Origin of the sequence: Rhizobium sp. SL42 (assembly GCF_021729845.1) — a bacterium.
Classification (GTDB): Bacteria; Pseudomonadota; Alphaproteobacteria; order Rhizobiales; family Rhizobiaceae; genus Allorhizobium.
Window position 1 is genome coordinate 1,828,823 of record NZ_CP063397.1, and the last position, 18,855, is coordinate 1,847,677.

20 protein-coding genes are annotated in these 18,855 nt (G+C 62.9%); 14 read left to right on the forward strand and 6 right to left on the reverse strand.

The genetic code is table 11. The features are described 5' to 3' along the window. Positions 1–1,225 precede the first annotated feature (1,225 nt). A complete protein-coding gene (locus IM739_RS08520; protein WP_237370737.1) occupies positions 1,226–1,723 on the forward strand; it encodes a GNAT family N-acetyltransferase in 498 nt (165 codons plus the stop codon). A 286-nt stretch (positions 1,724–2,009) separates the two neighbouring features. On the opposite strand, the gene IM739_RS08525 is transcribed toward IM739_RS08520, so the two are convergent. Beyond that, positions 2,010–3,440, reverse strand: coding sequence for a hypothetical protein (locus IM739_RS08525; RefSeq protein ID WP_237370738.1), 1,431 nt, complete (start codon positions 3,438–3,440; stop codon positions 2,010–2,012). A 121-nt stretch (positions 3,441–3,561) separates the two neighbouring features. Continuing rightward, on the reverse strand, positions 3,562–4,299 hold the full coding sequence (locus tag IM739_RS08530) for a hypothetical protein (protein ID WP_237370739.1): 738 nt from the start codon (positions 4,297–4,299) through the stop codon (positions 3,562–3,564). A gap of 213 nt (positions 4,300–4,512) precedes the next feature. On the opposite strand from IM739_RS08530, the gene IM739_RS08535 reads away from it, so the two are divergent. The 3 genes from IM739_RS08535 (at position 4,513) to IM739_RS08545 (ending at position 7,919) form a co-directional block, all read left to right on the forward strand. Beyond that, positions 4,513–5,646 (forward strand): helix-turn-helix domain-containing protein, encoded by a 1,134-nt coding sequence (locus IM739_RS08535; protein ID WP_237370740.1) that lies wholly within the window; start codon positions 4,513–4,515, stop codon positions 5,644–5,646. A gap of 254 nt (positions 5,647–5,900) precedes the next feature. After that, positions 5,901–6,467 (forward strand): nucleoside 2-deoxyribosyltransferase, encoded by a 567-nt coding sequence (locus IM739_RS08540; protein WP_237370741.1) that lies wholly within the window; start codon positions 5,901–5,903, stop codon positions 6,465–6,467. Between the two features lie 162 nt (positions 6,468–6,629). Further along, positions 6,630–7,919 carry an MFS transporter gene (locus IM739_RS08545; protein ID WP_237370742.1) on the forward strand — a complete coding sequence of 430 codons (1,290 nt, stop codon included), beginning with the start codon at positions 6,630–6,632 and terminating at the stop codon, positions 7,917–7,919. A 92-nt stretch (positions 7,920–8,011) separates the two neighbouring features. Here the strand turns inward: IM739_RS08545 and msrB are convergent, their stop codons facing one another. Continuing rightward, entirely contained in the window at positions 8,012–8,425 is a 414-nt protein-coding gene (gene msrB, locus IM739_RS08550; RefSeq protein ID WP_237371013.1) for a peptide-methionine (R)-S-oxide reductase MsrB, read from the reverse strand. A 347-nt stretch (positions 8,426–8,772) separates the two neighbouring features. On the opposite strand from msrB, the gene IM739_RS08555 reads away from it, so the two are divergent. From IM739_RS08555 to IM739_RS08600, 10 genes are all read left to right on the forward strand, one after another. Further along, entirely contained in the window at positions 8,773–11,178 is a 2,406-nt protein-coding gene (locus IM739_RS08555) for a putative monovalent cation/H+ antiporter subunit A (protein ID WP_237370743.1), read from the forward strand. Continuing rightward, positions 11,175–11,594 carry a Na+/H+ antiporter subunit B gene (locus tag IM739_RS08560; RefSeq protein ID WP_237370744.1) on the forward strand — a complete coding sequence of 140 codons (420 nt, stop codon included), beginning with the start codon at positions 11,175–11,177 and terminating at the stop codon, positions 11,592–11,594. The genes IM739_RS08555 and IM739_RS08560 overlap by 4 nt, the downstream gene beginning before the upstream one ends. Then, positions 11,594–11,971, forward strand: coding sequence for a Na+/H+ antiporter subunit C (locus IM739_RS08565; protein WP_237370745.1), 378 nt, complete (start codon positions 11,594–11,596; stop codon positions 11,969–11,971). The genes IM739_RS08560 and IM739_RS08565 overlap by 1 nt, the downstream gene beginning before the upstream one ends. Next, positions 11,971–13,584: a Na+/H+ antiporter subunit D gene (locus tag IM739_RS08570; RefSeq protein ID WP_237370746.1), complete on the forward strand. Its 1,614-nt coding sequence runs from the start codon at positions 11,971–11,973 to the stop codon at positions 13,582–13,584. The genes IM739_RS08565 and IM739_RS08570 overlap by 1 nt, the downstream gene beginning before the upstream one ends. Then, positions 13,581–14,054, forward strand: coding sequence for a Na+/H+ antiporter subunit E (locus IM739_RS08575; RefSeq protein WP_237370747.1), 474 nt, complete (start codon positions 13,581–13,583; stop codon positions 14,052–14,054). The genes IM739_RS08570 and IM739_RS08575 overlap by 4 nt, the downstream gene beginning before the upstream one ends. Next, complete coding sequence (locus IM739_RS08580) at positions 14,051–14,470, forward strand: cation:proton antiporter (protein ID WP_237370748.1); 420 nt, start codon at positions 14,051–14,053, stop codon at positions 14,468–14,470. The genes IM739_RS08575 and IM739_RS08580 overlap by 4 nt, the downstream gene beginning before the upstream one ends. Next, positions 14,467–14,805 (forward strand): monovalent cation/H(+) antiporter subunit G, encoded by a 339-nt coding sequence (gene mnhG / locus IM739_RS08585; RefSeq protein ID WP_237370749.1) that lies wholly within the window; start codon positions 14,467–14,469, stop codon positions 14,803–14,805. Before IM739_RS08580 ends, mnhG begins: the two co-directional genes overlap by 4 nt. A 406-nt stretch (positions 14,806–15,211) precedes the next feature. Then, on the forward strand, positions 15,212–15,640 hold the full coding sequence (locus IM739_RS08590; RefSeq protein ID WP_237370750.1) for a MucR family transcriptional regulator: 429 nt from the start codon (positions 15,212–15,214) through the stop codon (positions 15,638–15,640). A 321-nt stretch (positions 15,641–15,961) separates the two neighbouring features. Next, on the forward strand, positions 15,962–16,360 hold the full coding sequence (locus IM739_RS08595; RefSeq protein WP_237370751.1) for a helix-turn-helix domain-containing protein: 399 nt from the start codon (positions 15,962–15,964) through the stop codon (positions 16,358–16,360). A gap of 162 nt (positions 16,361–16,522) precedes the next feature. Further along, complete coding sequence (locus IM739_RS08600; protein ID WP_237370752.1) at positions 16,523–17,506, forward strand: DUF6456 domain-containing protein; 984 nt, start codon at positions 16,523–16,525, stop codon at positions 17,504–17,506. Positions 17,507–17,521: 15 nt separating this feature from the next. On the opposite strand, the gene IM739_RS08605 is transcribed toward IM739_RS08600, so the two are convergent. The 3 genes from IM739_RS08605 to IM739_RS08615 are packed head-to-tail and all read right to left on the reverse strand — an operon-like array spanning position 17,522 to position 18,694. After that, on the reverse strand, positions 17,522–17,791 hold the full coding sequence (locus IM739_RS08605; RefSeq protein ID WP_237370753.1) for a hypothetical protein: 270 nt from the start codon (positions 17,789–17,791) through the stop codon (positions 17,522–17,524). Beyond that, a complete protein-coding gene (locus tag IM739_RS08610; protein ID WP_237370754.1) occupies positions 17,788–18,243 on the reverse strand; it encodes a putative toxin-antitoxin system toxin component, PIN family in 456 nt (151 codons plus the stop codon). The genes IM739_RS08605 and IM739_RS08610 overlap by 4 nt, the downstream gene beginning before the upstream one ends. Before the next feature lie 34 nt (positions 18,244–18,277). Next, positions 18,278–18,694, reverse strand: coding sequence for a SufE family protein (locus IM739_RS08615; protein WP_237370755.1), 417 nt, complete (start codon positions 18,692–18,694; stop codon positions 18,278–18,280). Between the last annotated feature and the right edge of the window lie 161 nt (positions 18,695–18,855).

An 18,855-nucleotide genomic window follows, 5' to 3' on the forward strand; every position in this document is an offset into this window, starting at 1 on the left:
GGGCGGGAAACGGCAGTTGGATCGTCACCCGCCGGACAGAAAAACCACCCCTCAAAATTACAGTTTCTTGAGTAATTTCTCAAACGTCAAAGACACGAAAGGGAGCAGCGCGACAGTAGATATAAGATAAACAAAAAAGCTTCCCGTAAAGTATTCATTCGCGCCGAACAGGAAGTACAGGGCGCCGCAGCGAGAAGAATCACATCGACTATCCGGGTAAATGTGGTTATATCCGAGGAAAAAAGCAATAAACAATCCAATCAATACCGCCAATGCTACAGTTATAAAACTCGCAGATGGAGAAATAAGTCGCGAACCGAGATTAGATTCACTACTGCATCGCAAATATAACATAAATATTACTACAGATAATGAAGATGAAAGCTGAAGCAGGTATACGATATTACGATTCGTCGGTTCATATAGAGCCGAAAATATGGCTGCAAAAGTAGAAGAAATAACGGACAGCGAACCTATCGTGACTCCGTCAAAATCCGATTTAGATCTTGTTTTGTTTCTTACATGCAGCAATGACGCCAAAAAAAGGAAGATAGTTACCGGTCCGACTGAAAGCATTTCATATTCTTCTACAATTAAAACAACCTAGCGACAGACTGATATTGATTCAACCTTGGGTCAATAAGTGCAAAGGCAGAATGTCAGATTTTGCAACTTATGTTCTGATCCCAAAATCTGGAGGTCAATTGGGTCTCAGGTCATAGCCTACCCGAAGTCGCTGTAATGAGGGTATAGGCTGCAACAGAAGAGTGTCTGCCCGAGGCGGCCCGGTGACCTGAGATCCAAAACGCAAAGACCACCACCATCATATGGGAGCGGAGAGACTATTATGTGTCGTTGGCTGCGGGGATTGCCTTCAAATCTCTACAGCAAGCAAATGCAGGTCTCGGTGAAAACCTGCCCGAGCATGACGACAGACAGGGGCTGGATCATACCCCGTCCGTCATCCTCGCCACACCGGCCGTCCTCTTCGGGCTCATCACGCCGTCATCCTCGACCTCCACATCCACCGTCATCCTCGCGCTTGACCCGAGGACCTACCGAGTCCTGCGACAGGCGAAACATATCCGCATCCATCCGATCGGCGAACGCTGGAGCCCAGCTCTCCGGGAAAAGCGTGTGACCGACACAATCACCGCCTTCCGCAATCAGGCAAGCCACCCTATAGCTCTGTACAGGACCAACGCCCACAGCCATGAGCATGCCCATGACCGACCTCATCATCCGCGACGCCACCGAAGCCGATCTGCCGGCGATCCGCGACATCTACAACCACGCCGTCGAACACACCACGGCGATCTGGAACGAGGTGCTGATCGACGTCGACAACCGCCGCGCCTGGCTGGAGCTGCGCCGCGCCAAGGGTTTTCCGGTGCTGGTCGCCGAGCGTGACGGCAAGGTGGCAGGTTATGCCTCCTACGGTGACTGGCGCGCCTTCGACGGCTATCGCCACACGGTCGAGCATTCGGTTTATGTCGACAAGGACTGCCGCGGCGGCGGCATCGGCAGGCAGCTGATGGCAGCACTTGTCGAACGGGCAAAAACCGGCAATGTCCATGTGATGATTGCCGCCATCGAGGCCGAGAATGCTGCCTCGATCGCACTGCACCAGCGCATGGGCTTCACCCTCGTCGGCATCCACCGCGAAGTCGGCACCAAATTCGGCCGCTGGCTCGATCTGGCGATGATGGAGTTGAGGGTCTGAGCGCTTCGCGCAGAGACAAAGCGATGAAGGATTGAGAGGTCACAAGCTAAGACGGTTTTGTCTTGATCTGCCGTTACCCCCCCTCTGGCCTGCCGGCCATCCCCCGACACGGGGGGAGATCAGATAGACGACATCACTTGCACTCCGTCGACTTCACCTTGTGTTATCAAGGTTCAACGGTTGGACGACGAGACAAGCTTCTCAGCCGATCTCCCTCCTTGTGGGGAGATGCCCGGCAGGGCAGAGGGGGTAGGCTCGGCACCGCAATTCAGCCAGACGTCCCATCTCAGCCCGCTGCCATCTCCTGCCAGCGCACGCCGGAGATCACCACGCCGTCCTTCGGCCGGCATGGCATGTCCGACAACGATACGGACATATCCTGCTCTGCCGGCATGTCGTAGTCGATCGCGGTGGTCAGTAGCCGCACGCCTTCCTTGATGATCGAAAGCGTCGCCTCTTCGCCGGGACAGCGATGGCCGTCCTTCACCGATCCGGCCCCTTGCGCAACGAAGCTGTAGTCGTTCGGCCCGTGCCGCAGTTCGCGCAGCGGCCGGAACTCGCCGGCATTGTGAAAGTGAGCCTCGTCGTGGCAGGTGCCGTAGAGGTCAAAAAGCAGCCATTGACCGCGCCGGATCTGGTGGCCGTTCCAGTGGAAGCCGGTGCGCGCCACGGCACCGACAAATGGATAAAACGGCACGCAGCGCCGCACTTCCTCGGCAAAATCGGTGAGCAGCCGGTCGTCCGGCACGCGCAGGATCTCCCGCCATTCGCCGTGCCGCTCCAGCTCGACCGCGGCAAACAGGATGTAGCGCCCGAGCGAAGCGATTGGTCCGAGCAGGTTGATCAGCTCGCCGGCCGCAACGGCCGGTGCCAGCGGCTGGCCCTTCTGATCGCGGTAGCCGGCAATCATCGCCATCGGCGTGCCCGGCAGCGGCGCTTGGCGGCCGCGGCGGATCTGCCGAAAGGCGGCCGTCAGCCGCCGCTCGAGGGCTGACCGCCGACCCAGCAGACCCGGCAGCAGGGGCAGGGGCAGGCGGCGCGGCCCGAAATGCCCGGCCTGCTCGGCGAGTTCCGTCAAAAGCGCGTCGTCCCTGTCGATCTCCTCCGGATCGATCGGCGCATGCGTCCAGGCAAGCGCCGTGCGGATCAGGATCAGGTCCAGCTCCGCCCCGAGCGGCACCGCCCCCCAGCGGATCCAGTCCGGCACCCGCTCGATGAAATTGCGCCGGAAGATCGCCACCAGCCGGTCGATACCGGTGCGGTCCTCGACCAGCATGCGCACGAACATCGCCTTGCGGTGCCGGTGCTCGGCGCCGTCGAGCTGCTGCACGCTGCCTTTGCCCGCAAGCAGCCGCAGTACCATCTGCGGCATGGCGCCAACCCGGGTCAGCCGGTCGTCGTCATAGATCAACCGGGCAGCATCTGGCCCCGTGAGGCAGAGCACGTCGCGCAGCATCAGCCGGGTGCGAAAGATCGGGCTGTTCATCGACCGGAAGCGCTGCGACAGGAAATCATAGCCTTCGCGCGCAAGCTTCACGGTTTCATCAAAGCCGGGGCTGCGCGGGATCGCCGGCTGACCGGCCGCACCCGCCGGCTCGGTTGATCCGTCCGCACCGTCCGGCAGGACGCCAGGCGGAGGCGAAGGCGGCCGGGAAGGTGCAAGCGAAGGTGGGCGGGAGAATGCATCCGGCTGGCGGTGAAACTCGCTCTGGTTCATGCCGTCCCCTCCCTGGCGTACCCGGTCTGCCTCGACAATACTCCGAAATCCGGACGCGCTCCATGTGCTTTGTTCCCTCTTCTGTCCCTCCCTTGCGTCCGGTGATGCCGCACGTTTGCGCCTATTCGATCCTGACCCGCGCCATCTCGCCGCGAATGGTGATCGACGGCCTGGCGCCCGGCGTGTTCGGCAGCGCGCTGTCGACATAGGAAGCGACGGTTTCGACTAGGTAGCTGATCGGCGTCGGCTGCAGGAAGCGCACGGTCGCATCGAGCATGGTGCCGGAGATCATGATCGCTTCGGTCTGCATGACCCGCTCGAAGGTCAGTCGTGCCCGAAGTGCTGCCCCCGAAACCGCGATCGATGCGGCGTGGCCGGTAAAGGCGATATCGCCGGCATCGCTGCGGATGTCGAGCGCCGAGAATTCTCCGTCGAGCCGCGTGCGCGCCGCCTGCTGGTCTATGGAGACGGAGGCGCCGGGTTGGAGATTGGCGGTCAGCGTCATGGTGCAATAGCTCCAGTCGAAGAAACGGCCACCGCGCCCGACATCGACCGTCAGCATGTCGCCATCTATCCGCATCGAGCCCTTGGCCGGGCAGGAACCGGAAAACCAGCTGGAACGCCAGAGCGCGCCCCAGCCATGCCGTTCGCCGGTCAGTTCGGCAACCTGCGGCGCGTCCGCCTTGGCGGCGATCATGATGTCGCTCGCCGTGCCGGTCACATGGAGCTTCTTTATCCCCGCAAGGTCGAGCGGCCCGGACAGGCTGTCGCGGGCGCTGATCAGCGACACGGCGCCATCGATGGCAAGCATGGCGACGATCACGCCGGCGACGGAGAAGAGAATGGTTCTGGTTTTCATCGGGCTGGGCTCCAGGTTTGGCCGCGTCGGGCCGTGGTTTGAGCCCCGACCGTGCCGTCTGCCTGTGCGCATCGCGACCTTGATCGCGTTTCAGGTCGAAGCGGATCGCGTTTGAGGTCATGATGTGCCATGCATCGGGCATTGCCCCGCATCGGGTGGTACTCCTCAGGAGTGACGCCCGCCCATTCCACATCCTTTCGTTTCAAGACGCCGATGATATTTGTCCCGCTGTCCTTTCTTGTCTCGCTCTATCTGGCGGTCTTTCTGGTCCGGCTGCTGCTGCGCGGCCGCGAAAGTTTTGCAGCCAACGGCCTCTTTCTGCTGCTTATTGCCGTCTATATCGTCCAGACCGTGCTGATCGGCCTGCGCTGGGGTTATGGCGTCATGGCAGTGCTGCCACTGCAAATGACGCTGGCCACTCTGATGCCGCCCTTGTCCTATCTCGCCTTCCGCGATCTCGCCCGTGAACGGCACGGCCTGTCATGGCGGGACTGGCCGCATCTCGTGCCGACAGCCGCGCTGATGCTCATGATGCTGGTCTGGCGCGATCTGCTCGACCTGTTGATCATTGCGGAATTTCTCGCCTATGGCCTGGCGCTGCTCTGGCTCGCCCGTCTCGGCCCCGATGGCCTTGTCGCAGCCAGGCTTGACGGCACGCTGCGCTCCTATCGCTCGCTGCAGCTGACCGGGCTTGCGCTGATCGGCTCGGCCTTGACCGATATCGCCATCAGCCTCGACATGCTGTGGAGTGGCGGCCAGTATTCCGCTCTGGTCGTTTCGGCGTCAACGACCGCCATTCTTTTGCTGCTCGGCATTGCCGCCGTCGCTGCCGGCTCGGAAGAAGGCGAGGGCGATGGGCAGGACGAGATGGAAGGATTGGATCCGGCACCAAAGGAGGGGCGCGCGCTTGGGCTTACCCACGGAACCGAACAACCGTCCGCCGCCACCGTCGTTTCACCCGAAGACCGGCAGGTGGCCGCCGATCTCGATCGCCTGATGGTCGAGCGCCGCCTCTATGCCGATACCGGCTTGAACCTGGCGCGGATTGCCCGCCGCATGGGGCTTCCCGCCCGCAGCGTCTCCCAGGCGGTCAATCGCGTCCACGGCATCAGCGTTTCGCACTATGTCAACAACCACCGGATCGGCGAGGCCTGCCGGCTGCTGGCCGAGACCGACCTGCCGGTCACCCGCATCGTCTTCGACTCCGGTTTCATGACCAAGTCCAATTTCAACCGCGAATTCCTCCGGGTCACCGGCATGAGCCCGAGCGACTGGCGCCGGCAGTCGCCACGATCCGCTGAGGACGAAGCGACCGTTGTCGCAACAGGCCGCAGATCGATCCGCTGAACCGGTATCTGCCTGCCGGCGAGCCCGTCCGTCCCGATGCCGGGAACCGCTGTATGTTAATGCCGGCAACCAGACTGCGCTCCGGTCGAGCATCCTCCGACGACTTCGGCGGCGATGCTGCATGGCCCAGAGCCGCCCCGCAACCCGCCGCCTCACAAAGTGTGCAAAGCAGCATTCTCAAGCCCGAACTGCCTTGCCTTTCGCCTGATCGCGCTGTTCCTTTGGCGCATGATTTGATCACCCAGGAATTTAAGATGCCTCTCAAGCTTTATCTCGCCGGCCCCGAAGTCTTCCTGCCCGATGCCAGAGCCGTGCTCGACGCAAAGGCCGCCATGACCCGCGCCTATGGTTTCGAGCCGATCTGCCCCGGTGACATCGCGATCGAACCGGCCCCGACCCGCCATGAATTCGGCCTGAAGATCAGCGCCGTCGACGAGGGTTTCATGAACGCCGCCGATGGCGTCATCGCCAACCTCACCCCGTTCCGCGGCATTGCCGCCGATCCGGGCACGGTCTTCGAGCTGGGCTACATGTGCGCCTCCGGCAAGCTGGTCGCCGCCTATACGAATGTCACAGACAGCCATTTCGCCCGCACCAGGGCCTGGTATGGCGGCGAACTCACCGTCGACGAGAACGGCCGCCAGCGCGGCCCGGACGGCCATGCGCTGGAGGATTTCGAGATGATCGAGAACCTCATGCTGCACGGCGGCGTCACCCGCCGTGGCGGCCATATCGCCATCCACGCCGCCACCCCCGACCGCCTCTACCACGACCTGACCGCCTTCGAAGAGTGCCTGAAGGTGCTGGCCGCGCGCGGCTAGAGTATCGCGATATTCGGGATCTGCCTCCTAGCCCTGAACCTCTCGCGCAGGCGGGGCAACCGACAACCCGTCCACCGATCGTCCCCAGCCGTTTCCCGTGCTTTTTCACGGCTTGCCAAGCCGCATCGCCAATGCTCCGTTGCGGTCGCACAAGGAATCGTCATGAACCAGCATGTCACGCCACAACCGAAGCTCGGTGCCAGTTTTTATCGCCTCTGGCTGTCGAGCGGCCTTGCCAATCTCGCCGATGGCGTCGGCATCGTCGCCTGGCCCTGGCTCGCCTCGCTGATCACCCGCGATCCGCTGGCAATCTCGATGGTGGCCGCCGCGCAAAAGCTGCCCTGGTTCCTCTTTGCCCTGCCATCCGGCGTGATCACCGATCGCCTCGACCGCCGCATGTTGGTGGTCGCCATGGATTTCGTGCGTTTCGTCACGCTGATGGCGCTGGCCGTAGCGCTTCTGGTTCCCGGCCTCCTGCCGGAAAATCCCGTTGCCGATTTCCCCACGGCCACGCTCTACTGGCTTCTCCTGCTGGCCGCCCTGCTGGTCGGTTTTGCCGAGGTGCTGCGTGACAATTCTGCCGTCACCCTGATGCCGGCAATCGTGCCCCTGGAGCGGCTGGAAACGGCAAACGGCCGCATGGGCAGCCTCGAAGTGCTGATGAACATGATGATCGGCCCGCCGCTCGCCGGCCTGCTGATCGGGCTCGCTTTGCCGCTCGCCTTCGGCCTCTATGGGCTGGCTTTCGCCTTTGCCGGCATGCTGATCCTGTCCATTCCCGGTCGCTTCCGTGCCGAACGGGCCGCCCCGCGCCATTGGGTCGCGGAAATGCGCGAAGGAGCGGCCTATCTCTTCCGTCACCCGCTGCTGCGCGATCTGGCGATCGGTCTGGGCGCCTTCAATGCGGTGGAAAACATGCTGCTGATCGGGTTGGTGCTCTATGCCCAGGAGGTCATGGGCCTCAATTCGGCGCACTATGGCCTGCTGCTCACCGGTGCCGCTGCCGGCGGCCTGCTCGGCGGCCTGTCTGGCGAACACATCATCCGCCGCCTCGGCCCATCAGCCTGCCTGAGGCTTGCCATCGCCGCGTGTCTCTTGCTCGCTGTCGTGCCGCTTGTACTGCCGTCCGCCGTCGCCGTCTGGCTCGCTTTGCTGCTCGCCAGCCTGACCGGCATGATCTGGAACATCATCACCGTGTCGCTGCGCCAGCGCATGATCCCGCCGCATCTGCTCGGCCGGGTCAACAGCGTCTACCGCTTCTTCGGTCTCGGCACCATGCCGCTCGGCTTGATCGTCTCCGGCCTGAGCGTCACCATCGCCGAAGGCTTCATGCCGCGCAGCCAGGCGCTGGCCGCCCCGTTTGCCCTGGGTGCCGTGCTGTCGCTGCTATTGCTGATCGGCATATGGAAACGGGTATCGCCAAAGGCACTCAGGGATTTCAGCGGTCGGTGACGACATGGGGGCAAGATCAGCAATTCAAAACGGTTTCTCTCCCCGGAAGGACGGGGAGAGTGCCGCCGCCGTGCGATGACCCGGCGTCTCGCTCATTCCAGCGGTTCAAACACCATCGAGTGACCGTTGATGCAATAGCGCAAGCCGGTCGGCTTCGGGCCGTCGGGAAAGACGTGGCCGAGATGGCCGCCGCAATTGGCGCAGCGGATTTCGGTGCGCACCATGCCATAGGCGGTGTCGCGATGTTCGGTGACGGCGTCAGGCTTCACCGGTTCGAAATAGCTTGGCCAGCCGCAGCCGGCATCGAATTTCGTGTCCGACACGAACAACGGTTCGTCACAGGCGGCGCAGCGATAGAGCCCCTTGTCGTTCGTGTCCCAATAGGGGCCGCTGAAGGCGCGTTCGGTGCCGTGCTCGCGCAGGATCCGGTATTGTTCCGGTGTCAACTGCTCGCGCCATTCCGCTTCGCTCTTGGTGATCTTCGGTGCAGTGGTGCTGTCGCTCATCATGTCGTCTCCGGCTGGAATTTCGGGCCAAAATCTCGAATTGGTGGCCGGCGATCCGGCCCCCCTTTGTCCTATGGTTTGTCCTATAGATAGGACGCCGGGGCGGTTGCGGCAAATCCTCTTGCACGCAGTCTTCTCCGCGGCGCCCCGGTCGGGACGCAGGACAAGCTCCTGTGCCGTCAACGCACGGCGCGAAAGGCGGTTTGGCGAGAGGAAACCGGGGGTTGACGCCTCCGTGATGGGATTTTGGTCCGTTTTTGCTTGAGGCCACGCCCCCCATGTCCTAACACGGAACCTCCTTGCATCGCAGCCAAGTTCACCATCGAACGACCGCCCGGGGAGGTGGAATGCCTGTTTTGACCGGCGATCTGACCTGGATCGCAATGTTGCTACCCTTTGCCGGTGCGCTTGTCGCGCCATGGTTGACGGCAAGGCTTGGCGCGTCGGCAGCCTGGCTGCTCGCCCTGGTCCCGGCGCTTGCCTTCCTGCATTTCATCGGCTTCATGCCCGAAATCGCCGCCGGCGAGGTGGTGACCGGCGGTTATGCCTGGGTGCCGAGCCTCAATCTGTCCTTTTCCTGGTTCCTTGACGGCCTGTCGCTGACCTTCGCGCTGCTGATCACCGGCATCGGCGCGCTGATCGTGCTCTATGCCGGCGGCTACATGAAGGGCCATGCGCAGCAGGGCCGCTTCTTCGCCTTCATCCTGCTGTTCATGGGCGCCATGCTCGGCGTCGTCGTTTCCGACAGCCTGCTGATGCTCTTCGTCTTCTGGGAGCTGACCTCGATCACCTCCTTCCTGCTGATCGGTTTCGACCATGGCCGCGAGGCCTCGCGCCGCGCCGCCCTGCAGGCACTGGTCGTCACCGGCGGCGGCGGTCTTCTTCTGCTTGCCGGCCTGATCCTGGTCTGGAACATCACCGGCGTCAGCCAGTTGTCCCTGCTCCTGCACATGGGCGACAACCTGCGCGCCAGCCCGTTTTATCTGGCCGCCCTGTTCCTCGTGCTCGGCGGCGCCTTCACCAAATCGGCGCAGTTCCCGTTCCATTTCTGGCTGCCCAATGCCATGGAAGCGCCGACGCCGGTCTCGGCCTATCTGCATTCCGCCACCATGGTCAAAGCCGGCGTCTATCTGCTGATGCGCCTCAATCCGGCCATGGGCGGCACGCCAGCCTGGGAAATCCTCTTGCCCTTCTTTGGCGGCGTCACGCTGATCGTCGGCGCGGTGCTTGCCATCCGCCAGACGGACCTGAAGCTGATGCTCGCCTATACCACGGTCGCCTCGCTCGGCCTTCTGGTCATGCTGACCGGCTTCGACACGCCCTATGCGACCGAGGCGGCGGTACTCTATCTGGTGGCCCATTCGCTGTTCAAGGGCGCGCTGTTCATGGTCGCCGGCGTCATCGACCATGAAACCGGCACCCGCGACGTCAGAAAGCTGAGTGGCCTGCGAAAGGCCATGCCGGTCACCTTTGCCGCCGGTCTGATTGCCGCCCTGTCGATGGCCGGCCTGCCGCCGCTCTTCGGCTTTCTCGCCAAGGAAGAGATCTACACGGCCCTTGTCGGGACAAATCCGCGTGCCGTCGTCTTCACCACCGTAGCCCTGTTCGGCAATGTGCTGATGTTCGCCATCGCCTTTGCCGTCGGCCTCAAGCCATTTGTCGGCCCGCTGGCAAAAACCCCGAAACATGCCCATGAAGGCCCGGTCCTGCTCTGGCTCGGGCCGCTGAAACTGGCTGTTCTGGGTCTGCTGCTGGCGGTTTTCTCCCCGCTCGCCCATTGGCTGATCTCGTCGCCTATGGCCAGTGCCATCGATGGCGAGAGGCAGGTCGTGTCGATCAGCCTGATCCCGCATCCCGGCATGCCGCTGGTCCTGTCGCTGCTGACGATCGCGCTCGGCATTCTGGTCTACCGCAGTCTCGACCGCGCCCGTGCCCTGGTTGCCGAGCTGCTCGAGGCGATCGGCGCCGGTCCCGACCGCGGCTTCGATCATGCGATCGGCGGCCTGGTCAAATTATCCTATCACCTCACGCGCAGGCTCCAGGGCGGACGGCTGGAAGTCTATATCACCAGCACCTTTGTGTTTCTCGCCGTGGTCCTGCTCGTACCGCCGCTGGTCTATGACGAGTTTCCGGGTCTGCCCGCATGGCCGGCGAACCTGCGTTTCCACGAACTGGCTATCTTCGCCATCGCCGTCATCGGCGTGCTCGCGGTGCTCACCGCCAAGGACCGTCTGACCGCGATCGTCTGCCTCGGCATCCAGGGTTTTGCCATCGCGGTCATCTTCCTGCTTTTCGGCGCGCCGGATCTGTCTTTCACCCAGTTCATGGTCGAGACCCTGTCTGTCGTCATCCTGGCGCTGGTCATGTCGCGCCTTAGGCTGTCGCTCTCTGATCACCGCCCGCTCTGGGCCACATTCGGTGATGGCGCCGTGGCGGTTGCCTGCGGCACGGGCTTTGCGCTGCTGCTGATGGCGGCAACCGAAATGCCCTTCGACACGACGCTGACTGAATTCTTCAACACCTATTCCAAGGTGATTGCCCACGGCGCCAATGTCGTCAATGTCATCATCGTCGACTTCCGTGGCGTCGACACGCTGGGCGAGATCTCGGTGGTGATGATCACCGGCCTGTCGATCCTCGCCCTGATCCGGGTGCGCAGCCGTCCGGCTGCCCTAACGGTTCCGGCGACCGCCGCCAGCGCCGCGGAGCCGGCAGCGCCGGCCGCGAAGAAAAAGAAGGGCGCGAAGAAATGAACACCCTGATCTTCCGCACGGTTGCGCCCTTCCTCACCGCGCTGATGCTGCTGTTTTCGATCTTTGTCCTGCTGCGCGGCCACAACGAGCCCGGCGGTGGCTTTATCGGTGGCCTGATCGCGGCCTCCGCCTTTGCCATCTATGGCATCGCGTTTGGCGTACAGGCCGTGCGCCGTGCCCTTTATTTCCATCCGATGTCGATCGCCGGCTGTGGCCTGCTGGTCTCGACCCTGTCCGGCTTCGTCTCGGCGCCGCTCGGCCTGCCGTTCATGACCGGCGTGTGGATCTATCCGAGCCTGTTCGGCGTCGAGGTGCCGCTTGCCACCGTCATGTCCTTCGATGTCGGCGTCTATCTCGTCGTGCTCGGCGCCTTCACCTCGATCGCGCTGGCGCTCGAAGAAAGGGACGACGGCTGATGGAAGCACTGTTTGCAGTCCTGGTCGGCATCTTCTTCGCCGCCGCCCTCTATCTGATGATGTCCAAGCATATCATCCGTGTCCTGCTCGGCGTCGTCCTGCTCGGCAATGCCGTCAACCTGCTGCTGTTCACCACGGGCCGGCTGACCGCGGAAGTGCCGCCGATCATCCCGGTCGGCAGCGACACGCTGGCCATGAGTGCCGCCAATCCGCTGCCGCAGGCGCTGATCCTGACGGCGATCGTCATCTCGTTCTCCTTCTTCTGCTTCCTGCTGGTGCTGACCTACCGCGCTTATCAGGACCTCGGCACCGACGACACCGACGACATGCGTGTCGCCGAGCCGAAGGATGAACCCATGCCTCCGACGGGATATTGATGATGGCCGTGTCTCCATCCACCCCGATTGACCTGTCCGCAGCCATGGTCCTCGATCCGGCAACCGCCGCCCATTGGCTGGCCATCCTGCCGATGGGCCTGTGCCTCGGCACCGGCGCGCTTCTGATGATGATCCGCCATCGCATCGCCTGGCATCCGCCGGTGGCCCTGGCTGGCCTGGCGCTGCTGGTGCTGGTCGATATCCTGCTGCTGTCCAGGGTTCTCGCCGATGGGCCGCTGACCATGATGATGGGCCGCTGGCGTCCGCCCTTCGGCATCGCCATCACGGTGGATCTCACCGGTGCGCTCCTGGCGCTGGCTGCCGCCATCGTCGCCTTCGCCGCCGCGCTTTATGCCGAGCTCGATATCGACAATAGCGGCCGCCGCTACGGTTTCTATCCGCTGCTGATGGTGCTGATGGCCGGCGTCTCCGGCGCCTTCCTGACCGGCGACATCTTCAACCTCTATGTCTGGTTCGAGGTGCTGCTGATCTCGTCCTTCGGCCTGCTGATCCTCGGCTCCGAGCGCGAGCAGATCGACGGCGCGCTGAAATACGCGGTGCTCAACCTGATCGCCACGACGCTGTTCCTGATCGCGGTCGGCTACCTCTATGCGATCTTCGGCACGCTCAACATGGCCGATATCGCCCTGAAGGCGCCGGAACTCTCGGGTTCGGCGCCGCTGATGACGCTGTCGGCGCTCTTCGTCCTTGCCTTCTCGATGAAGGCGGCCGCCTTTCCGGTCAATTTCTGGCTACCGGCCTCCTATCACACGCCGCGCGTCGTCGTGTCGGCGCTGTTTGCCGGCCTGCTGACCAAGGTCGGCGTCTATGCGCTGCTGCGCGTCATGGTCATGCTGCTGCCGATCGAACGCGAGGCGCTGAGCCTCGTTATCGCCATCGTCGCAGCCCTCACCATGATCCTCGGCGCCATGGGCGCGCTGGCCCAGACTGACATCCGCCGTTTCATGGGCTATATCGTCATTGCCGGCATCGGCAACATGATGGCCGGCATCGCCATTGGCGGCGAGGCGGCGGTCGGTGCGGCGATCTTCTATGCGCTGCATTCCATCCTGCTGATGACGGCACTCTACCTCGTCGTCGGCGAGGCGGCCCGCCTCGGCGGCGGTTTCAGCCTGACGAAGCTGGCCGGCCTGTGGACATCGGCCCCCGCCTTTGCCGGCCTGTCGCTCGCTTTGTTCTTTGCCGCAAGCGGCCTGCCGCCGTTCTCCGGTTTCTGGCCCAAGGCGCTGCTGGTCAAGGCCTCGCTCGATATCGGCGCCTGGTGGCTTGCCGGGTCCGTTCTGCTGTCCGGTTTCCTGTGCACCATCGGTTTCGGCCGTCTGTTCCTGCTCGCCTATTGGCGTCCCGCCGTGGTGAGCGGCCCCCCGTCTGCGACGGAGACGACACCTGCACCGGCCGCCTTCGCGCCGCCGCCAGCGGCCCCCCGCACAAGCCTGTGGCGCAGCGCGCCGATCCTGCTTCTCTCAATCTTCGTCGTCTGGTTCGGCCTGTTTCCCGATCCGCTCATCGTCGTCAGCCAGCAGGCGGCCGCTGGTCTCTCCGATCCGACGGCCTACATCCTGTCAGTCTTTCCCGAGAAAGGTGCGCCATGAGCCTGTTTGCCATCAGCGTCATCATGACCGCGATCTGGGCGGCCGTCAGCGAAAGTGCTGCCCTGCACAATCTCCTGCTCGGCTTCGTGCTGTCGCTGGTCATCCTCAGCCTGCTGCGCGAACAATTGCTCGACGGCGCACCGCCCAATCGCACCCTGCGCATCCTGTCGCTGGTCTGGCTCTTCCTGGTCGAGCTCGCCAAATCCGCCTGGAAGGTCGCCGTCATGGTCACCCGGCCGAAGCTCGACGTGAAGCCCGGCATCTTTGCCTATCCGCTGACGGTCACCAGCGATCTCGAGATCACCCTTCTGGCCAATCTGATCACGCTCACCCCCGGCACCCTGTCGGTCGATGTCTCGGATGATCGCAAGACACTCTATGTCCATGCGATTGACTGTGCCGACCCGGACGCCGCCCGGCTGGACATTGCCAACGGGTTCGAGCGCAAGATCCGCGAGGCCTTTGCATGACCACCCCTGGCCTGATCGTCGAATATGCCTGTGTCTTTGCCCTGCTGGCGCTCGGCATCGCCTTTCTGCTGACCGTCTATCGCGCCGTCGTCGGCCCGACCCTGCCGGATCGGATCATTGCCCTCGACATGCTGGTCGGCATCGTCATCGGCTTCATCGCGGTGATCGCGCTGCGCTCCGGCTATATGCTCTACATCGACATCGCGATCTCGCTCGGCCTTGTCGGCTTCCTGGCAACGGTCGCCTTTGCCCGGTTCATCCTCGCCCGCGGTATGGTTGGCGAGGGAGAGGCGGATGATTTCCGTGGATTTGGCACCGATCCAAAACCACAACCTGTATTAGAAAAGCCACCCCGGCCGGCCAAGGCATCGAAGCCGGCAAAATCCCGCACCAGCCCCCGCAAGGAGGCCAAATGATCGATATTCTCGTCGCGCTCGTGATTGCCGCCATCATCGTTGCCGGCGCGCTGTTTTCCCTGGTGGCCGCGATCGGCCTGAACCGGCTGCCGGATCTCTATACGCGCATGCATGCGGCATCGAAGGCGGGCACCGTCGGCTCGGGTCTGCTGCTACTCGCGGTCGGCCTCCACTCCGGCGAATTTGCAATTTTTATCCGTGCCTTGGCCGGATTCGTGTTTTTCATCCTGACCGCCCCGGTATCGGCCCATCTGCTCGCCCGCGCCGCACACAAGGTTGGCTACAAGCTATCGGCTGTATCACTGCAAGATGACATGAACAAAAAACTGTCATAGTGGTCTCTCAGGTTATTTTAGCAGATCCTCTGCAATCTGTGGGCGGTAAAGGCCGGGTTGCTCAAAGCAAAATCAGAGTAAATCCGGTTTATACCCGTGACATCTAGTAGAAATATCCGGTGGACATTTGCGCAGGGAGTGCTAATCCACTGATACGCTGCTTATTCGCTGTATTCGTTGATTGAGAGTGGGCCGGAGCCAATGATTACCACTTGGTAATATTCGCGGTGACGGTCATATCAACTGCGGTACAGGACGGGACGGTTTGGGGCCGAACCGGAAGATAGGCGGGTTGTGGGGTGGTTACTGGTTCCGGGACTGGTCGATAGGCGACCGGTAGGAACGCACATAATTGACTAATGTTGGGTGCGGCGGCGGCCAACGACGAGATGAACAGGAGAATGAAATGATTGAAGTACAACAGGGCCCGGGCCAGCAGTTGCTGGTCGAGCTGACTGCCGATATTGTTGCGGCCTATGTCAGCCACCATGTGGTGCCGGTTGGCGATCTGACCAATCTGATTGCCGATATCCACCAGGCCTTGAGCAATACATCGTCGCCTGCACCGGTGGTCGCCGTGGTTGAAAAGCCGAAGCCGGCTGTCGCCGTGCGCAAGTCGGTTCAGGACGATCACATCGTGTGCCTGGAATGCGGCGGTTCGTTCAAGTCGCTGAAGCGTCACTTGATGACCCATCATTCGCTCGGCCCGGAAGAGTACCGCGAAAAGTGGGATCTGGCTGTCGACTACCCGATGGTCGCGCCGGCCTATGCCGAGGCGCGCTCGCGTCTCGCCAAGGAAATGGGTCTCGGCCAGCGCCGCAAGCGCGGCAAGTAAGCCGCAGCAGGATCCGGCGCCATAAGCCGAACAGGAACCGGGCCCAGGGGTCCGGTTTTTTGTTGTTCGGGAATGTGAAAATAATCCCATTGTGCCCTGTTTGTTGATATCCAGGTGCGGTGACGCACAAGACGTCGACGGTATCGAGCGGCCCGGATTCGGCGCTGAATTCCTTGTTATATCTAATTTTCGTCGCCAGCGATGAGGTCGCCATCATCGGGCCAGCCGGATGACTCAGTCCCACCCCTCGAAATCTAAGGGTATCTTTCCGGTCAGACTCTGCTATCAATGTAGGAAGATAATCCTATTTTGGAGTTGCCGATGTCTAGTGTCTCCGAGCCCGAACCTCACCCGCTTCCCGATGACGCACCTGATTGCCTGGCGCAGGCGAGGCCGCTCACTCCGGAGCGTCGCTTGTTGTGCATGGTGGTCCGCCAGCTTGCCATCGAGCTTCTGACCGCCGTCGGCTTCGACGCCGAGCGCGACGGTCGACGCCGCGCCAACAATCACGTCCGCCAGATCGCCATGTATGTCTGCCATGTCGCCTATTCCATGCCGATGGTCGAGGTCGCCGAAGCCTTCGGCCGCGACCGCACCACTGTCCGCCATGCCTGCCGCATGGTCGAGGATCGCCGGGACGACCCGGCCTATGACGGTTTTGTCGCCATCGTCGAGCGCATGGCCTGCGCCGTCGTCCTTGTCGCCGGCCCGAGGCCATGAGCGGCAAGGCGTGATGCTGCCCGTTCCACCCGTTCCCATGGCCCTGAAAGCGCGGCCCCGCATGCCTCTCCACAAGACCACTCGTCAAGGCGGAAAAGCCCCGGCCGAAAGGCATGCGCGCCGCCCGATACGCCAGACCGATATTGACAGCGAGGAGATCCGATGACGAAGCCCCGGCCAACCGCCATTCCCCATGCACCCCGAGACCGCAATGCCTCCAGCGGTGCCGCCGCTGCCCGAAGCTCAGGTGCCGACCGCTCAGCCAAAGGAAGCGCTGCCGCCACACCCCCGAGCGCCGGCATCGACAAGGCCGCCATCACCGGCACGGCGCTCAATCCCGCCGACCGCAAGCAGGTCCGCCGCCTGCTGCGCCTGGCGATCGATGGCCCGCTGCGCCTGTCAGGGGAGGGGGAAGCCCGCAGGGACGTCGTAGCCGGCGGCCGGACGGTCACCGGCGTCGATCCGGGCCTGCTGCGCCGGCTCGTTGCCGATGGCCTGCTGGTCCGCGTGCCCGAGGGCTACGCCGCCACGCGGGAGACCGCAACCTGGCTGCGCCGTTCGCTCAGTGATGCGGCGTCGGAACCCTTTCTCGACCAGCACCGCGTGCTGGAGACGGTAACGTTGCAGGAGCCCGAGGGCCGCCGCAGCGTGCGCCGCAATCTGGCCGAACAGCCGCTGTTTCCGCTGCTGCGCCTGAAGGACAGGCAGGGTCTGCCGTTTTTGCCGGAGGATGCGGTGCGGGCCGGGGAACGGCTGGCGCAGGATTTCGAGCGTGGCGGCCTGCAGCCCCGCATCACCGCATCCTGGGAGCCGCGCCTGTCCAGTCGGGCGAGGGGGCAGGCGCCGGCGGCAGACGATCTCTCCGACATGGCGCAATCCGCCCGCCGCCGTCTCGCGGCCGCCGTCGCCGCCATGGGGCCGGAACTGTCCGGCGTGGCGCTCGATGTTTGCTGCTTCGGAAAGGGGCTGGAAACGGTCGAGCGTGAACGCCAGTGGCCCGCCCGCTCGGCCAAGCTCCTGCTGCGCGCAGCCCTGCTTGCGCTCGCCCGCCACTACGCCCCGCCGCCAGGCAGGCAAGGCCAGCGCCGCCCGCGCCACTGGGGCGAAGAAGGCTACCGGCCTGAACTTCCGGGTTCGACCAGATGAGGGGCGTCAGCGATTTTAGCCTCTCCGCTCCGCTTTGGGATCGATTGTATCCAGCGCATCGGCTGGATCGGGATCGACATTCGCCACTCTGTCCAGGATGGCCAGAGCCGCATTCGCGTCACCGCGAGCGGCACGCGCCTTGAGAGTCATGATCGCCCTGCGGTGGCCGATGCCGTCGGCAACCAGCGCTGTCAGCAACTGGTTCAGCGAGACATTGTCCTCTGAAGCTGCCTGCCGGACCTCGTCCATCACATGCTCGGGCAGTCTTAACGGATAGGTGCTCATCGATCGGTACTCCTCGTCGCCAGTTCTCTCGCGATATCGCTCGCTCTGCATGTATTCAGGCCGAAAGCCGCCATGGCGGGATGGTTGAAGTGCTTGTCATTGCTGACAATTGTCTTGGCACCCGCGCTCAAGGCACATTCGACATAGAGATCGTCTTTCGGGTCATCGAGAAATGGTCGAAACCGGAAATGCGGCGAGACGAGTCGGGCTCTGCTGATCATCGCATCCAGCACCACATCTATGTCGCTCGTGCTGATCGTGGAGTGACGGCCAAGAATGCCGGGGCGCTTGAGCACATCTTCGTATTCCACGACCACGGCAGGCGAAACCGCAAATCTCAGTTGGCCAGCGATCAGGGCGCGCAAGACAACATGCGATGCACCGTTTGAAGAGCGCATGGCTGACAGCAAGACATTCGCATCGACAACGATCATGTGCCTATATGATATCATCGGTGATATCATGTCAAAGGAGGTCCGTTGACTTTTACACCAGCCGGCGGGCCGCTTCCTCGCGGATCCGCTGGATCATCGAGCGCAGGCCGTTGGCCCGTTGGGCCGACAGATGCTCAAGAAGGCCGAGCTGCTTGAACAGGTCGATCGCGTCGAAATCGACGACGGCGGACGCGGTCTTGCCGGAATAGGCGGAAAGCACGATGGCGACGAGGCCGCGCACGATGAAGGCGTCGCTGTCGCCGCGATAGGTCATCACCGGATCCGCGCCATCGCCCGACGAGGTCGCAAGCCAGACTTGGCTGGCGCAGCCCTGCACCTTGTTTTCGGTGCTCTTGTCGTCGTCGGCAAGGTCCGGCAACGCCTTGCCGAGCTCGATGACGAACCGCATCCGGTCCTCCCAGTCGTCGAGATAGGCAAAATCGTCGATCATCTGCTCAAGCGTGGTCATGGCGCACCGGGTCTGTTCCTGTTGCAAGCCATATAGGCGAAGCGACGGCCGTTTTGAACCATCTCCGTCACGCGAAAAAAAGAAAGCCGCGAGGCGATTAACCTCGCGGCCCGGCAAAATGCCAAAGGGACAGTTTAGGACAGGCAGACAGGCATCCGCAC

What these genes read in the sequence shown, in the direction of transcription:
- IM739_RS08560 (WP_237370744.1), top strand. Translation starts at nt 11,175, where the DNA reads ATGAACACCCTGATCTTCCGCACGGTTGCGCCCTTCCTCACCGCGCTG.
- IM739_RS08610 (WP_237370754.1), bottom strand. Translation starts at nt 18,243, where the DNA reads ATGATATCATATAGGCACATGATCGTTGTCGATGCGAATGTCTTGCTG.
- IM739_RS08535 (WP_237370740.1), top strand. Translation starts at nt 4,513, where the DNA reads ATGATATTTGTCCCGCTGTCCTTTCTTGTCTCGCTCTATCTGGCGGTC.
- IM739_RS08530 (WP_237370739.1), bottom strand. Translation starts at nt 4,299, where the DNA reads ATGAAAACCAGAACCATTCTCTTCTCCGTCGCCGGCGTGATCGTCGCC.
- IM739_RS08565 (WP_237370745.1), top strand. Translation starts at nt 11,594, where the DNA reads ATGGAAGCACTGTTTGCAGTCCTGGTCGGCATCTTCTTCGCCGCCGCC.
- IM739_RS08555 (WP_237370743.1), top strand. Translation starts at nt 8,773, where the DNA reads ATGCCTGTTTTGACCGGCGATCTGACCTGGATCGCAATGTTGCTACCC.
- IM739_RS08540 (WP_237370741.1), top strand. Translation starts at nt 5,901, where the DNA reads ATGCCTCTCAAGCTTTATCTCGCCGGCCCCGAAGTCTTCCTGCCCGAT.
- IM739_RS08595 (WP_237370751.1), top strand. Translation starts at nt 15,962, where the DNA reads ATGTCTAGTGTCTCCGAGCCCGAACCTCACCCGCTTCCCGATGACGCA.
- IM739_RS08605 (WP_237370753.1), bottom strand. Translation starts at nt 17,791, where the DNA reads ATGAGCACCTATCCGTTAAGACTGCCCGAGCATGTGATGGACGAGGTC.
- IM739_RS08545 (WP_237370742.1), top strand. Translation starts at nt 6,630, where the DNA reads ATGAACCAGCATGTCACGCCACAACCGAAGCTCGGTGCCAGTTTTTAT.
- mnhG (WP_237370749.1), top strand. Translation starts at nt 14,467, where the DNA reads ATGATCGATATTCTCGTCGCGCTCGTGATTGCCGCCATCATCGTTGCC.
- IM739_RS08600 (WP_237370752.1), top strand. Translation starts at nt 16,523, where the DNA reads ATGACGAAGCCCCGGCCAACCGCCATTCCCCATGCACCCCGAGACCGC.
- IM739_RS08525 (WP_237370738.1), bottom strand. Translation starts at nt 3,440, where the DNA reads ATGAACCAGAGCGAGTTTCACCGCCAGCCGGATGCATTCTCCCGCCCA.
- IM739_RS08575 (WP_237370747.1), top strand. Translation starts at nt 13,581, where the DNA reads ATGAGCCTGTTTGCCATCAGCGTCATCATGACCGCGATCTGGGCGGCC.
- IM739_RS08580 (WP_237370748.1), top strand. Translation starts at nt 14,051, where the DNA reads ATGACCACCCCTGGCCTGATCGTCGAATATGCCTGTGTCTTTGCCCTG.
- IM739_RS08520 (WP_237370737.1), top strand. Translation starts at nt 1,226, where the DNA reads ATGACCGACCTCATCATCCGCGACGCCACCGAAGCCGATCTGCCGGCG.
- IM739_RS08615 (WP_237370755.1), bottom strand. Translation starts at nt 18,694, where the DNA reads ATGACCACGCTTGAGCAGATGATCGACGATTTTGCCTATCTCGACGAC.
- IM739_RS08570 (WP_237370746.1), top strand. Translation starts at nt 11,971, where the DNA reads ATGATGGCCGTGTCTCCATCCACCCCGATTGACCTGTCCGCAGCCATG.
- IM739_RS08590 (WP_237370750.1), top strand. Translation starts at nt 15,212, where the DNA reads ATGATTGAAGTACAACAGGGCCCGGGCCAGCAGTTGCTGGTCGAGCTG.
- msrB (WP_237371013.1), bottom strand. Translation starts at nt 8,425, where the DNA reads ATGAGCGACAGCACCACTGCACCGAAGATCACCAAGAGCGAAGCGGAA.